Raw genomic sequence first — 12,832 nt, forward strand, 5'->3', positions numbered from 1 at the left:
ACATCAGCATGAATATTGAACCAGATACCATAATAAGTTTGTTCCTCGGGATTGGATTGGCGGCCTCGGTCGGTTTTCGTGTTTTTTTGCCACTTTTTGCCCTAAGTTTTGCGGCATATTTGGGAGTTTGGGAACTTAATGATAACTGGCAATGGATTGGAAGTTTGACAGCTCTCATTACCTTGGGAGTGGCTACCATTGTTGAGATTTTCGCCTATTTCATTCCTTGGGTGGACAATGTTTTGGATAGTATTGCCATTCCCTTGGCCGGAATTGCAGGTACCGCCGTAGTGGTGTCCACAGCAGCAAATTTGGACCCCGTGGTCACTTGGTCCTTGGCCATTATCGCCGGGGGCGGAACGGCAACGGCCATAAAAGGGGCCAATGCAGCAGGTAGGTTAACATCCACCGGAACCACAGGAGGATTGGCAAATCCTTTGGTATCGACGGTGGAAACCGGGGCAGCTGTGGCCGTTAGTACGGCATCCATCTTGGTGCCGCCCATTGCAGCCATTCTGGTCATCATTATATTATTGGTCATATTCAGGATTTATAGAAAGATCAGACCCAAAAAATAACATTCATTTAAGCAATAGATATAAAGTGAATATAATTTCCATGATTCCCGCCCGCTATCAAGCCTCCAGGTTTCCCGCTAAACTGATGCAGGACCTTGGTGGGAAACCCGTGATTGTGCGAACCTATGAAGCAGCCGTTAACACAGGACTTTTTAACGAAGTGTACGTGGTTACCGATAGCCCAATAATCTCCGATGTGATCAAAGAGATAGGTGGTAATGTGATCATGAGCAAAACAACACACGAAAGCGGAAGCGATAGGATTGCCGAGGCTGTTGAGGATATGGATGTGGATATTGTGATCAATGTTCAAGGCGATGAGCCTTTTATTGATGCCGAAAGCTTGGAAAAAATTATTAAAGTATTCAAAAATGATACAGCGAAAGAAATTGACCTGGGATCATTAATGACACCGATTACCGACTGGGATGAAATATCCAACCCCAACACGGTAAAGGTTATCGTGGACCATCAAGATTTTGCCCTTTATTTTTCACGTTCCCCGATTCCTTATCCAAGGGACAAAGAAGTGGAGGCGCCCTACTACAAACATAAAGGGGTATATGTTTTCAGAAAGCGGGCTCTGATGGATTTTAAAAAATTGCCCATGTTGCCATTGGAGGCCAAAGAAAAAATAGAGGCCATCCGGTTTTTGGAGTATGGTAGGAAAATAAAAATGGTGGAAACCCATGTAACAGGTATCGAAATTGATACCCCCGAGGATTTAGATCGCGCTAGAAAAGTATGGAAGTAGATTTCTCCAACATAAAAACAATTGGTTTTGATGCAGACGATACCCTTTGGGTAAACGAAACCTATTTTAGGGATACCGAGGAAAAGTTTGCAGAACTCTTGGAAGGGTACGAAACCAAGAACAAGATAGACCAAGAGCTATTTAAAATAGAAATGGCCAACTTGGATATTTATGGATATGGTATAAAAGGATTTATGCTCTCCATGATAGAATCTGCGCTGGACCTTTCCAATAATAAGGTTTCGCAAGAAACCATTGGAGAAATATTGAACCTGGGCAAGAAAATGATATCCCATCCCGTGGAATTGCTCGATGGGGTGGAGGAAGTCCTATCCAAATTGGTTGGAAAATATAGGTTGATCGTTCTGACCAAGGGAGACCTGTTGGACCAAGAGCGGAAGTTGGAAAAGTCCGGGCTTTCCAAATATTTTCACCATGTAGAAGTTTTGAGCGATAAAAAAGAGAGCAACTATAAAAATTTACTCGAACATTTAAATATAGATGTGAGCGAGTTTTTGATGATTGGCAATTCCTTAAAATCGGATATATTGCCCATCTTGAATATTGGGGCCCAAGCTGTTCACGTTCCATTTCATACCACATGGGCGCACGAAATGGTTTCCGAGGACGAGCTGGTGAACAACCATCTAAAACTTAGTGGCCTCAAGGAAATTTTGAAGTATTTGAATAACTAATGAAGATAGAAAGCAATTTGAAAAAGCATAAAATAAACCCTGCAAATAAAACCACCTACCGGAACTTTCCCATGGTACCCAAAGTTATTTTTGGAGCCGGAAGTTTTTCCCAATTGGGCGATATTTTGCTGCCAATGCGAAAAAGCTCGGAGGCCCCCTTTATTTTTATGGTGGACGATTTCTTCGAAAACGAACAGTTCTTGGCAAAGGTTCCCTTAATGTTCAATGACGAGGTCATTTTTATTTCCGCGGAAGAGGAGCCCAAAACAGCACAAGTGGATGCGCTTGTTGCCCAGATCAGGGAAAAATACGGCGAGCTTCCATCGGGCATTATAGGTATTGGGGGAGGAACGCTATTGGATTTGGCCAAGGCCGTATCCATATTATTGAACAATAAAGGACTCGCCAAGGACTACCAAGGATGGGACTTGGTGAACAAGCCGGCATTGTACCATGTTGGAATCCCCACCATTAGTGGAACAGGGGCCGAAGTGTCGCGCACCACAGTATTGTTGGGACCAGAAAAAAAATTGGGGATCAATTCGGATTTCACACCTTTTGACCAAGTACTTTTGGATCCCGATTTTTCAAAAACTGTTCCCAAAGACCAATGGTTCTATACCGGTATGGATTGCTTTATCCATTGTGTGGAATCCTTAACGGGCACCTACCTGAATGCTTTTAGCCAGAGTTATGGGGAGAAGGCCATGGAACTTTGCCAAGAGGTATTTCTTGGAGATATTCCAGCAGAAGATTCCAGGGACAAGTTGATGATGGCATCTTGGCACGGGGGAATGAGCATCGCTTATTCACAGGTTGGGGTGGCACATGCCATGAGCTATGGTTTATCATACGTCTTGGGGGTAAAACACGGAATAGGAAATTGTTTGGTGTTTCAACATTTGGAAGAATTTTATCCCGAGGGCGTAGTGTTGTTCAATAAAATGATGGATAAGCACAATATTCAATTACCAAAAGGAGTTTGTGCCGACCTTACCCAAAACGATTTTGATGTGATGATTAATGTGTCCATGAGTTTGGAACCCCTTTGGGAAAACGCCCTGGGCAAGGATTGGAAAACCATAATGACGCCAGAGCGTCTTCAATCACTTTATGAAAAAATATAAGATTTGCTCTTGATAGGGCAAATGGTCAAAAAATGCAATGGCTTGCTAAATTTATTTACTTCAATATTTTGGGATGGAAGCTCAACGGTTCCTTTCCCGACGCGAAAAAGTGCGTTGTAATCGTTGTACCGCACACCCATTGGTTGGATTTCTTTTTAGGTCTTTTGATTCGGAAAGTAATCAACAAAGAAATCAATTACATTGGCAAAAAGAGCCTTTTTAAGCCCCCGTTCGGATGGTTTTTTAGGTGGACCGGCGGTGCGCCCGTAGACCGTTCCAAAAATTCCAATACGGTAGATACTGTTGTTCAGATTTTCAATTCCAGAAAAATATTCCGACTGGCATTGGCTCCAGAGGGAACGCGAAAAAAGGTGGAACATCTCAGAACGGGATTTTATCATATTGCTAAAAAGGCCCATGTGCCCATTGTGATGGTCGCTTTTGATTTTGGCAAGAGGGAAATCAAAATTGGAGAACCGTTTTTCACTACGGACAATCAAGAAAACGACTTCCAAAAAATTCAAGACTTTTATAAGGGGGTAAAGGGAAAAGTGCCCGAATACAGTTTTGATTAAATTACACCTCTTTCCAATATTTTTGATGGTTATAAATCAAACATGCAAACATGTTATGATACCAACTTATATTTTAAAAATGGTGTGATTGTATACTATGGAAGTTCTTTTGCTTAAAAAACCATTATCTTGAATTGATTATTAACTAACAAACTATTTATGAAATTATCAACCTTCCAATCTATTGGTAAAGCTATTCTCTGTTGTTTTTTATCCTTTTCTTTTGCCAATACTTCAATGGCACAAGAATCCAAAAAAAGACTGCCCATTATTGATGTGCACGTGCACGCCATGGGAGGCAATCCGAATGCTTCACCTATGTGTCCATGGTTTTTAAAAGATATGCCGGGCAGCGGCCCAAACCAGGAGCCACCATCTTTTATAAATACCAATTGTATTTCTCCCTTACAACCCGCCAGAAGCGATGCCGAAATGGATGCAGCCATTCTTAGGGCCAATAAAGAATTGAACATTACTATGGTGGTGAGCGGAGATGCTAAAGTTATCCATAGATGGCATAAGGCAGCACCCGACCGTATAATTCCATCTTTGGGAATCAGCAATGCCAATGAGATGACAGTTGAAGCATTTAGGGATTCACTGTCCACAGGCTTTTATAAAGTAATGGGCGAGGTGGCCCCCCAATACCAAGGAATGTCCCCAAGCGATATGTCGCTGGATGAATACTTTGGTGTGGCCGAAGAATTGGGTATCCCTGTTGGAATACACATGGGAACAGGCGGCAATGGCATGGCCAATATTACACGACCTAAGTACAGGGCCTCTCTTGGTCAACCGTTTTTGTTGGAAGATATGTTGGCAAGACATCCTAATTTGAAAATTTGGGTAATGCACGCGGGGTATCCCATGGCGGACCAAATGATTGCACTCATGGGTGCCAATGCTTATGTTTATGTGGATTTGGCCGGCTTTATTTGGTCGTATCCGTTAGAGGAAATCCATGCGTATCTAAAACGTTTGGTGCAGGCAGGTTTTGCCAAAAGAATTATGTATGGAACGGATTTAATGATGTGGCCGGAATTGCTCGAAACTTCCATTGAAGTGATTGAAAGTGCCAACTACCTTTCTGAAGAGCAGAAAAGAGATATATTCTTTAACAACGCAGTGCGATTTTTTAATTTGGATGCTTCCAAATTTGATTGATCACCAAATAAGGAGTGAACAAAAAGGGGCTTGCCGACTGGCAAGCCCCTTTTTTTATAATAAGGGAAGTTTCTATTCTTTCATGCTATGAAAAACGTTCTGCACATCATCGTCCTCTTCGATTTTTTCCAGAAGTTTCTCTACATCGGCCATTTCTTCTTCATTGAGTTCTTTGGTTACTTGTGGAATACGATCAAAACCAGAGGAAACGATTTCAATCTCTCTCGATTCCAATTCTTTTTGAATGGCACCAAAATTTTCAAAAGGCGCATAAATATGGATACCGTCCTCATCCACAAATACTTCTTCGGCTCCAAAATCAATCATTTCCAGTTCCAGTTCTTCGGGGTCGATGCCTTCTCCGTTGATGGTAAAGTTGCAGGTATGGTCGAACATAAATTCAACAGAGCCCGATGTGCCTAAACTTCCGTTGCATTTGTTAAAGTAGCTTCGGATATTGGCCACGGTCCGTGTATTATTGTCGGTGGCCGTTTCAATTAAGATGGCAATACCGTGGGGAGCGTAGCCTTCAAAAAGCACTTCTTTGTAATCACCCTGACTTTTGTCCGAAGCCCTTTTAATGGCACGCTCAATATTGTCCTTGGGCATGTTTACGGACTTGGCATTCTGAATTACGGCACGTAGCTTGGAATTGGCATCGGGGTCTGGGCCACCTTCTTTAACGGCCATAACAATATCTTTCCCAATACGTGTAAAGGCTTTGGACATGGCTGCCCAACGCTTCATTTTCCGTGCTTTTCTAAATTCGAACGCTCTTCCCATATAATCTTAAATTCTGGATGATGGCAAATTTAGCAAAAAAAGCCCCTTTGTCAAGATGAATATGGGTTGTGCTACCCAACTATTTCATCTATGGATTTTGCCAGGTCGATATCCTTTTGGGTAAGCCCGTCGGCATCGTGCGTGCTTAGTTTGATCGTGAGGCTGTTGTAGACATTTTCCCAGTTGGGATGATGGTTTTGCTTTTCACATTCAAAAGCAATATGCGTCATTGTAGCAAAAGCCTCCTTAAAGTCCCCAAAAGTGAAGGTTTTCTCGATTATATCATCTTTTAAGGCCCAACCCGATAAGTTTTTCAAGGCTTCTGTAATTTCATTGGTGGTCAACTTTTTCATACATCTTCATTTTTCTAGAAGATAACCAAATAAGTGATCAAAAGAAAACTATACCGGGAGATGGTGTTCTATAATTTCTTGGCAACTGATGCGCAGGTTCTTTGGCAAGACATTGTCCTTGGGCAAAGCGGCCAAATATCTATCCTCGTTGGTAGTGTAGACCCTTTTGTAAATCGGATGATAATTTCCCAAATGTTCAATAACCTCCTTGATGAATTCCTCATGCTGGATAAGATCGTTACTGCCTAAATGATAAATGCCTGTTTTGTTTCTATTGATGAGGTAGTGGATTTGTTGTGTAAGCCTATCATCGTTGGTCACGTTAATGATAAGGTTCGGGAATACCTCAATAGGTTCTTTGTTTGCTATGTTTTCCTTTATTTCTTTGATTCGAGGCGAAGCATTTCCAAAAACCATAGGTACACGAAGTATTGCGGTTTTACCTTTGGGCAAGCGCATCATCATGTTTTCGATTTTTATTTTGAGGCGTCCATAGACACTTAACGATAGGGTTTTGTCGTGCTCGTAGGATGGAAACTTGCTGTAGGCATCAAAAACATTGGCAGATGAAATAAAGTACAATTTTGTATCTGTTTGCATCAAATACTCCATCAAATGTTGATGGGCCTGAATCTGTGCGGGAAAATTTCCCCGGAGCGATGAAACAATTACATCTGGCTTAACCTTTTCAAGAACCTTAAAAATATCATCTTCCTCAATATCGTAGCGTAAAAACTGTTTGTTCTTGGCAAAAGAACGATTGGAGCAGTAAGTACCGTAAGTATCAAAATAGGAGCAGAGTTCTTTGTATATGGCATTGCCCACAAATCCACTCGCTCCCAATATTAATATCTTTTTTTTATCCAAAGGCTGACTTAGGTGTTTTTATAAAATGGCAATTTTACAATGCTTGCCAAAACAGTATTTTTTCGTATTTGAATATGGATAGGGGTATCCACTTTTGAAAACTCGGTGGTCACATAGCCGAGCCCGATTCCTTTGGAGAGGGATGGCGACATGGTGCCCGAGGTTACTTTTCCTATTACGTTGCCATCGGCATCCAAAATAGGGTATCCCGCTCTTGGGATCCCCCGCTCTTCCATTTGGAATGCTACCAGTTTTCTTTTAGGACCTTCGGCTTTTTCTTTGGCAAAGTTTTCGCTGTTCACAAATTCCTTCGTGAACTTGGTAATCCAACCCAAGCCAGCTTCAAACGGAGAGGTGGTATCGTCAATGTCGTTTCCGTAAAGACAATAACCCATTTCTAAGCGAAGGGTGTCACGGGCGGCCAAACCAATAGGCTTAATGCCAAAATCGGCTCCAGCTTCCAAGACTTTGTCCCATACTTGTTGCACTTCGGAATTCTTGCAATAAATCTCAAAACCTCCGGAACCTGTATATCCAGTAGCGGATATGATTACATGATCAACCCCTGCAAAATCACCTACAACAAAGTTGTAGAACTTAATGGCGGATAAATCCACGGAAGTGATGGATTGCATAGCCTCTACCGCCTTGGGCCCTTGGATGGCCAATAAGGAATAATCATCTGAAATATTCCGCATTTCAGCACCAATGGTTTTATTATATTTTGCAATATGGTTCCAATCCTTTTCAATATTGGATGCATTCACCACCAACAGATAGGTCTCGTCTTTTACCCTATAAACAATTAGATCGTCCACGATTCCGCCCGTTTCGTTGGGCAAACAACTATACTGCGCTTTTCCAACGGCCAATTTGGAAGCGTCATTTGTCGTCACTTTTTGGATCAGTTCCAAAGCCTGTGGGCCCTCGATCAAAAACTCCCCCATGTGCGAGACATCAAAAACGCCCACACCTTTGCGAACGGTTTCGTGTTCAATATTTACACCTTCGTAGGAAACGGGCATATTATAGCCCGCAAAAGGTACCATTTTAGCCCCCAATGCCTCATGCGTTTTGGTAAGTGCAGTATTTTTCATTCCTTTTGGTTTTACAGCAAATTTATTGATTTCACCGCAGATGCACCTTCATCCAAAAGAATGTTTTAAACAACACTTTGTTAAAATTGCCGAGTGTTTGGCTAAGTATCGAGCAAATAGGATTTTAGATTTTCGTATTCAGAGATTTGATGCGACTTTTTCTGTTTGTGCATTACCCTTATAATTTGAGGTGGGATTTCAGGACTTAATCCTAAAGTATCCTCCACCACATCCAAAAATTTAACGGGGTGGGCAGTTTCCAAGAAAATACCATAGGTATCTGGATGGGATTTTTGATATTCCTTTAGTCCAAGGTACCCAACGGCACCATGCGGGTCCATAACGTACCCTGTTTTGGAATATACCTCTTTCATAACCGCCCTGGTGGCTTCATCCGTAAATGCATAGGAGGAAAGATGCTCTTTAAGCGTTTCCAAGTCATTTTTGTGCATATGTCGAATCCGTACAAAATTGCTTGGGTCGCCCACATCCATGGCATTGGAAATAGTGGCAATGGATGACATCGGTTTGTATACCCCATTCTCCATAAATTTGGGCACCACATCGTTTACATTGGTGGAGGCCACAAAATGTTTGACGGGCATTCCCAATTTTTGGGCGACCATCCCTGCACAGATATTTCCAAAATTCCCAGAGGGCACGGAGAAAACAATTTCCTTTCCTTTTGATTTTGCCTGTTTGTAGGCAAACAAAAAATAGAAGAGCTGGGGCAACCATCTGGCCACGTTGATGCTGTTGGCTGAGGTCAGTTTTTTATGATTCGTAATATCACTATCCAGAAAAGCGGTCTTTACCATGCGTTGACAATCGTCAAAAACGCCATCCACTTCCATGGCCTCAATATTTTGGCCCAATGTGGTCAATTGTTTTTCTTGAATCTCGCTCACTTTTCCGCTAGGGTAAAGGATGACCACTTTTACACCATCAACCTCTAAAAAACCATTGGCAACGGCACCACCGGTATCCCCAGAAGTAGCTACCAAAACGGTAACATCTTGCTTTTCGCCTTGGGAAAAGTACCCAAGACAGTTGGCCATAAAACGCGCGCCAACATCTTTAAAGGCCATGGTGGGGCCGTGAAAAAGCTCCAGGGTGGCCACATTTTCTTCGATGTCCACCACGGGAAAATCAAAATCCAACGTATTGGCGATGATTTCTTTCAAGGCGCCATCTGGAATGTCTTCGTTCACAAATTGATGAATGGCTTGAAATGCTATTTCGTGGTTGGAAAGTTCCTCAATATTCTCAAAAAAATCAGCAGGAAGGGGCGTGATGCTTTCTGGGAAATAAAGCCCTTTATCAGGAGCGATTCCTGCTATGACCACCTCTTTGAACGAGGCCTGTATATTTTGGTTGTTTAGACTGTAGAATTTCATGGATTTAAGCAATTTTTTTTATCCCCTGGCGGTTGACTTTGGAAATGTGAATATCGAAATCCACCCCAATGGTTTGATAGGTTTCTTTCATGGACTCTGCTACTTTTTGTGCGATTTCCTCACCCTTGCTCAAGGCAAATATTGATGGTCCGGACCCTGAGATTCCGCTTCCGAGTGCTCCAGCTTTTAGGGCATTGGCCTTAATGTCATCAAAAGCGGGGATTAAAATGGAACGGATGGGCTCTACAATATGGTCGTGCAAGGAGCGTCCGATCAAGTCATAATCATTTTGAAAAAGCCCTGCGACCAAACCTCCCAAGTTGCCCCATTGCCGGATGCCTTGTTGCATGGAAATAGTGGTCTTCAAAATTTTACGGGAGTCCGAGGTTTTTATCTCAATCTGCGGATGGATTACCGTAGCATATAATTCCGATGGTGTTGGTATGGGAATTATGTCCAAAGGTTCATAACTCCGGACCAAGGTGAACCCACCATAAATGGCTGGGGCCACATTGTCGGCATGGGCCACATCACTGGCCAATTTTTCCCCTTGCATGGCAAACTGTACCAATTCCAATTTGGTAAACGGCCTGCCCAACAATTCGTTCATGGCCCAAACGGCACCTGAGGAACTGGCCGCACTGCTGCCAATTCCACTCCCTGGCTTTATGCGTTTGTCGATTTCAATTTCAAAACCGCCTTGGTAACTGCTTTTTTCCAAAAAGGCCAAACCAGCTACGCCTGCTACATTGTTTTCAGTTTCCAAAGGAAGGTCTTGCCCTATTATTTTGGTGATTCGAATGCCTTTTTCGGAAGTTTTGCGAATGGTCATTTCATCGCCGACCGAATCGAGTGCCAAACCCAGTACGTCAAATCCGCAAGAGACATTGGCTATGGTTGCCGGGCAGAATACTTTGATTTCCTCCATGATCTAGAAATTACCTATTCGAACTATATCCGCAAAGATACCCGATGCGGTAACATCGGCACCCGCTCCAGCACCTTTTATGATCAAAGGCTGGTCCACATAGCGGTCGGTAAAGAACAGTACAATGTTGTCACTACCTTCCAGGTTATAAAAATCATGTCCTTTTGGAATTTGCTGTAAGCCCACTTTGGCCTTTCCATCTTCAAATTGGGCCACATATTTTAGTTTGCTATCGGCATCGGCTGCATCTTTGTACAATTTTTGGAAGTCGGCTTCATATTTTTTCAAGCTTTCAAAAAATGCATCGTTGGAATCTGCTTCTAGACTTTCCTTTGGCAAAAATGCTTCGTTTTCGATGTCATCAATATCCAATTGATGGCCACTTTCCCGAGCTAGAATCAAGATTTTGCGCATCACGTCGACACCGCTTAGATCGATGGTCGGGTCGGGTTCGGTATAGCCTTGTTCCTGTGCTTGCTTTACCACGTCGTGGAACGTAGTGGAGTCATTAAACGTGTTAAAGACAAAATTTAAACTACCGGATAGCACGGCCTGAATTTTTCTCACTTTGTCACCCGAAGCAATCAAGTGCTTTAGGGTGTCAATGATGGGCAAACCGGCCCCCACATTGGTCTCGAACAAATAAGGGGCATTGTATTCCTTGGCCAAGTGTTTTAGTTCCTTGTAGTACTCGTAATCCGAAGAGGATGCAATTTTATTACAAGTGACCACGGAAATACTGTTTTTGAGATAGCTCGAATAGCTTTCAGAGACTTCGGCACTGGCCGTATTGTCCACAAAAATACTGTTGCGATAGTTTAGTGCATTGACGCGGCTAAAAAATGCTTCTTTATTTGCAGGTTCTCCCTGATCTATTATGTTTTCCCAGTCTTTGAGTGAAATTCCACTTTCATCAAAAGCCATTTTTCTGGAGTTGCTGATTCCAATAACTCGAACATTAAGTTTTAGCTCTTCTTTTAAATATTTTTTTTGCTGGCGGATTTGCTGCAAAAATTTGGAACCCACATTGCCAACGCCCATCACGAAGAGGTTAAGCTGTTTGATGTTTTCCTCGAAAAAGGTTTCGTGCAACGCGTTGAGTGCTTTTTTTACATCCTCTTTTTTGATGACCGCAGAGATGTTTCGTTCCGAAGCCCCTTGGGCGATTGCCCTAATATTCACATTGTTTTTCCCTAGTGTACTGAACATTTTACCGCTCAACCCTTGGTGACTTTTCATATTGTCGCCAACAAGTGCAACAATGGTCAAGTCTTTTTCAACGATAACGGGTTTTATCTTTTTCCTTGATATTTCGTATTCAAAGGTCTCGTTGACCGCTTCGGCTGCCATGTCCACATCTTCATCGGCAATCCCTACACAGATGGAGTGCTCGGAAGAGGCTTGGGTAATCAAAACAATACTGATGTTTTTTACGGAGAGTGTCTCGAAAAATCGTTTGGAGATTCCCGGAATCCCGATCATACCGGGCCCTTCCAATGACAGTAGGCTTATGTTGCCCACATGGCTGATGCCTCGCACCGTTTTCCCATTCCCATTGTTGTTTTTGGTAATCAAGGTTCCAGGGCTATCTGGGTCAAAAGTATTTTTGATCGCAATAGGAATTTCTTTGCCCAAAATCGGTTGAATGGTAGGGGGGTACAATACTTTGGCCCCAAAATGGGACAGTTCCATGGCTTCCTCATAACTGATATTGGAAACACATTTTGCCTGCTTTACCAATTTTGGATTGGCCGTGTACATGCCGCTAACGTCGGTCCATATTTCTAATATTTCCGCATCTACGGCAGCGGCGATAATGGCGGCAGTGTAATCGGAGCCGCCTCTGCCGAGGGTGGTAAGATCTCCACTTTTGCTAGATGCCACGAACCCGGGCAAGATTGTTGTCCGGTGCTTGTTCGAGGCAAAGAAACCTTTACAATTGGCATTGGTGATGTTGAAATCCACATTGGCCTTGCCAAAATTGTTATCGGTAATGATGAGCTCCCTGCTGTCCTTGAATGCGACATCCAATCCTTCGGATTTTAAAAATTCACTAATAATGAAGGATGACAGCAATTCCCCGTAGCTTACTATTTTATCCGATAGTTTTGGAGTGAGTTCTCCGATTAAAAAAGCACCTTCCAGTAAAGTTTCCAAAATATTGAGTTCACTTTTTACTTTGCTCAAAGCGGCACTTTGCGATTTTACGGGAATCAATTCCCTGATGGCGGAAATATGTCTGTCCTCAACTTCCTTGAGACTGTTTTTATAACTTACATCTTGTTCCGATGCTGAACGCGATGCATTGAGGAGAAGGTCTGTAACGCCCCCAAAAGCTGATACTACAACCGCAATTTGTTCCTTGTTTTGATTGCCAAGGATGGATTTGACCTTATTTATGTGTTCTGGATTGGCAACAGAAGTGCCTCCAAATTTTAAGACTTTCATAAAGAAATATTGATGTGAAAAATTGAAAATAGATTAAATAAACGGACGGAATTATATATAGTAGAC

The 12,832-nt window shown here is 42.6% G+C and carries 13 protein-coding genes; 6 read left to right on the top strand and 7 right to left on the bottom strand.

What is annotated here, in order from left to right; genetic code table 11:
- Positions 1 to 8: 8 nt before the first annotated feature.
- From AC13CS_RS12305 to AC13CS_RS12330, 6 genes are all read left to right on the top strand, one after another.
- Positions 9 to 578, top strand: coding sequence for a DUF4126 domain-containing protein (locus tag AC13CS_RS12305; protein WP_482888817.1), 570 nt, complete (start codon positions 9 to 11; stop codon positions 576 to 578).
- 40 nt (positions 579 to 618) lie between these two features.
- Positions 619 to 1,332, top strand: a complete 714-nt coding sequence (gene kdsB / locus AC13CS_RS12310) for a 3-deoxy-manno-octulosonate cytidylyltransferase (protein ID WP_293165258.1) — start codon at positions 619 to 621, stop codon at positions 1,330 to 1,332.
- On the top strand, positions 1,323 to 2,027 hold the full coding sequence (locus AC13CS_RS12315; RefSeq protein ID WP_293164911.1) for an HAD family hydrolase: 705 nt from the start codon (positions 1,323 to 1,325) through the stop codon (positions 2,025 to 2,027). Before kdsB ends, AC13CS_RS12315 begins: the two co-directional genes overlap by 10 nt.
- The gene (locus tag AC13CS_RS12320; protein ID WP_293164908.1) at positions 2,027 to 3,154 is read left to right on the top strand and encodes an iron-containing alcohol dehydrogenase family protein; all 1,128 of its coding nucleotides are present in this window, start codon (positions 2,027 to 2,029) and stop codon (positions 3,152 to 3,154) included. Before AC13CS_RS12315 ends, AC13CS_RS12320 begins: the two co-directional genes overlap by 1 nt.
- 32 nt (positions 3,155 to 3,186) lie before the next feature.
- Positions 3,187 to 3,729, top strand: a complete 543-nt coding sequence (locus tag AC13CS_RS12325) for a 1-acyl-sn-glycerol-3-phosphate acyltransferase (RefSeq protein WP_293164905.1) — start codon at positions 3,187 to 3,189, stop codon at positions 3,727 to 3,729.
- A 159-nt stretch (positions 3,730 to 3,888) separates the two neighbouring features.
- Positions 3,889 to 4,893, top strand: coding sequence for an amidohydrolase family protein (locus tag AC13CS_RS12330; protein WP_293164903.1), 1,005 nt, complete (start codon positions 3,889 to 3,891; stop codon positions 4,891 to 4,893).
- A gap of 72 nt (positions 4,894 to 4,965) precedes the next feature.
- Here AC13CS_RS12330 and AC13CS_RS12335 read toward each other — a convergent pair whose 3' ends face one another.
- From AC13CS_RS12335 to thrA, 7 genes are all read right to left on the bottom strand, one after another.
- On the bottom strand, positions 4,966 to 5,676 hold the full coding sequence (locus AC13CS_RS12335; RefSeq protein ID WP_163625534.1) for a YebC/PmpR family DNA-binding transcriptional regulator: 711 nt from the start codon (positions 5,674 to 5,676) through the stop codon (positions 4,966 to 4,968).
- A 71-nt stretch (positions 5,677 to 5,747) separates the two neighbouring features.
- Positions 5,748 to 6,029, bottom strand: a complete 282-nt coding sequence (locus tag AC13CS_RS12340) for a 4a-hydroxytetrahydrobiopterin dehydratase (RefSeq protein ID WP_293164899.1) — start codon at positions 6,027 to 6,029, stop codon at positions 5,748 to 5,750.
- Between the two features lie 48 nt (positions 6,030 to 6,077).
- Complete coding sequence (locus AC13CS_RS12345) at positions 6,078 to 6,896, bottom strand: sugar nucleotide-binding protein (protein ID WP_014033762.1); 819 nt, start codon at positions 6,894 to 6,896, stop codon at positions 6,078 to 6,080.
- 8 nt (positions 6,897 to 6,904) lie between these two features.
- Complete coding sequence (gene gcvT / locus AC13CS_RS12350; protein ID WP_293164897.1) at positions 6,905 to 7,993, bottom strand: glycine cleavage system aminomethyltransferase GcvT; 1,089 nt, start codon at positions 7,991 to 7,993, stop codon at positions 6,905 to 6,907.
- A 101-nt stretch (positions 7,994 to 8,094) separates the two neighbouring features.
- Positions 8,095 to 9,390 (bottom strand): threonine synthase, encoded by a 1,296-nt coding sequence (gene thrC / locus AC13CS_RS12355; RefSeq protein WP_293164895.1) that lies wholly within the window; start codon positions 9,388 to 9,390, stop codon positions 8,095 to 8,097.
- 4 nt (positions 9,391 to 9,394) lie between these two features.
- Positions 9,395 to 10,318: a homoserine kinase gene (locus tag AC13CS_RS12360; RefSeq protein WP_293164893.1), complete on the bottom strand. Its 924-nt coding sequence runs from the start codon at positions 10,316 to 10,318 to the stop codon at positions 9,395 to 9,397.
- A 3-nt stretch (positions 10,319 to 10,321) separates the two neighbouring features.
- The gene (thrA, locus tag AC13CS_RS12365) at positions 10,322 to 12,766 is read right to left on the bottom strand and encodes a bifunctional aspartate kinase/homoserine dehydrogenase I (protein ID WP_482888819.1); all 2,445 of its coding nucleotides are present in this window, start codon (positions 12,764 to 12,766) and stop codon (positions 10,322 to 10,324) included.
- Positions 12,767 to 12,832 lie beyond the last annotated feature (66 nt).

The sequence above is a fragment of the Flagellimonas sp. B-3 genome (assembly GCF_056857835.1).

Bases quoted from the DNA above. Each gene is read 5' to 3' on its own strand.
- AC13CS_RS12335 (WP_163625534.1), bottom strand. From the start codon at position 5,676: ATGGGAAGAGCGTTCGAATTTAGAAAAGCACGGAAAATGAAGCGTTGG.
- kdsB (WP_293165258.1), top strand. From the start codon at position 619: ATGATTCCCGCCCGCTATCAAGCCTCCAGGTTTCCCGCTAAACTGATG.
- gcvT (WP_293164897.1), bottom strand. From the start codon at position 7,993: ATGAAAAATACTGCACTTACCAAAACGCATGAGGCATTGGGGGCTAAA.
- AC13CS_RS12340 (WP_293164899.1), bottom strand. From the start codon at position 6,029: ATGAAAAAGTTGACCACCAATGAAATTACAGAAGCCTTGAAAAACTTA.
- AC13CS_RS12325 (WP_293164905.1), top strand. From the start codon at position 3,187: ATGCAATGGCTTGCTAAATTTATTTACTTCAATATTTTGGGATGGAAG.
- AC13CS_RS12320 (WP_293164908.1), top strand. From the start codon at position 2,027: ATGAAGATAGAAAGCAATTTGAAAAAGCATAAAATAAACCCTGCAAAT.
- AC13CS_RS12330 (WP_293164903.1), top strand. From the start codon at position 3,889: ATGAAATTATCAACCTTCCAATCTATTGGTAAAGCTATTCTCTGTTGT.
- AC13CS_RS12305 (WP_482888817.1), top strand. From the start codon at position 9: ATGAATATTGAACCAGATACCATAATAAGTTTGTTCCTCGGGATTGGA.
- AC13CS_RS12315 (WP_293164911.1), top strand. From the start codon at position 1,323: ATGGAAGTAGATTTCTCCAACATAAAAACAATTGGTTTTGATGCAGAC.
- AC13CS_RS12360 (WP_293164893.1), bottom strand. From the start codon at position 10,318: ATGGAGGAAATCAAAGTATTCTGCCCGGCAACCATAGCCAATGTCTCT.
- thrC (WP_293164895.1), bottom strand. From the start codon at position 9,390: ATGAAATTCTACAGTCTAAACAACCAAAATATACAGGCCTCGTTCAAA.
- thrA (WP_482888819.1), bottom strand. From the start codon at position 12,766: ATGAAAGTCTTAAAATTTGGAGGCACTTCTGTTGCCAATCCAGAACAC.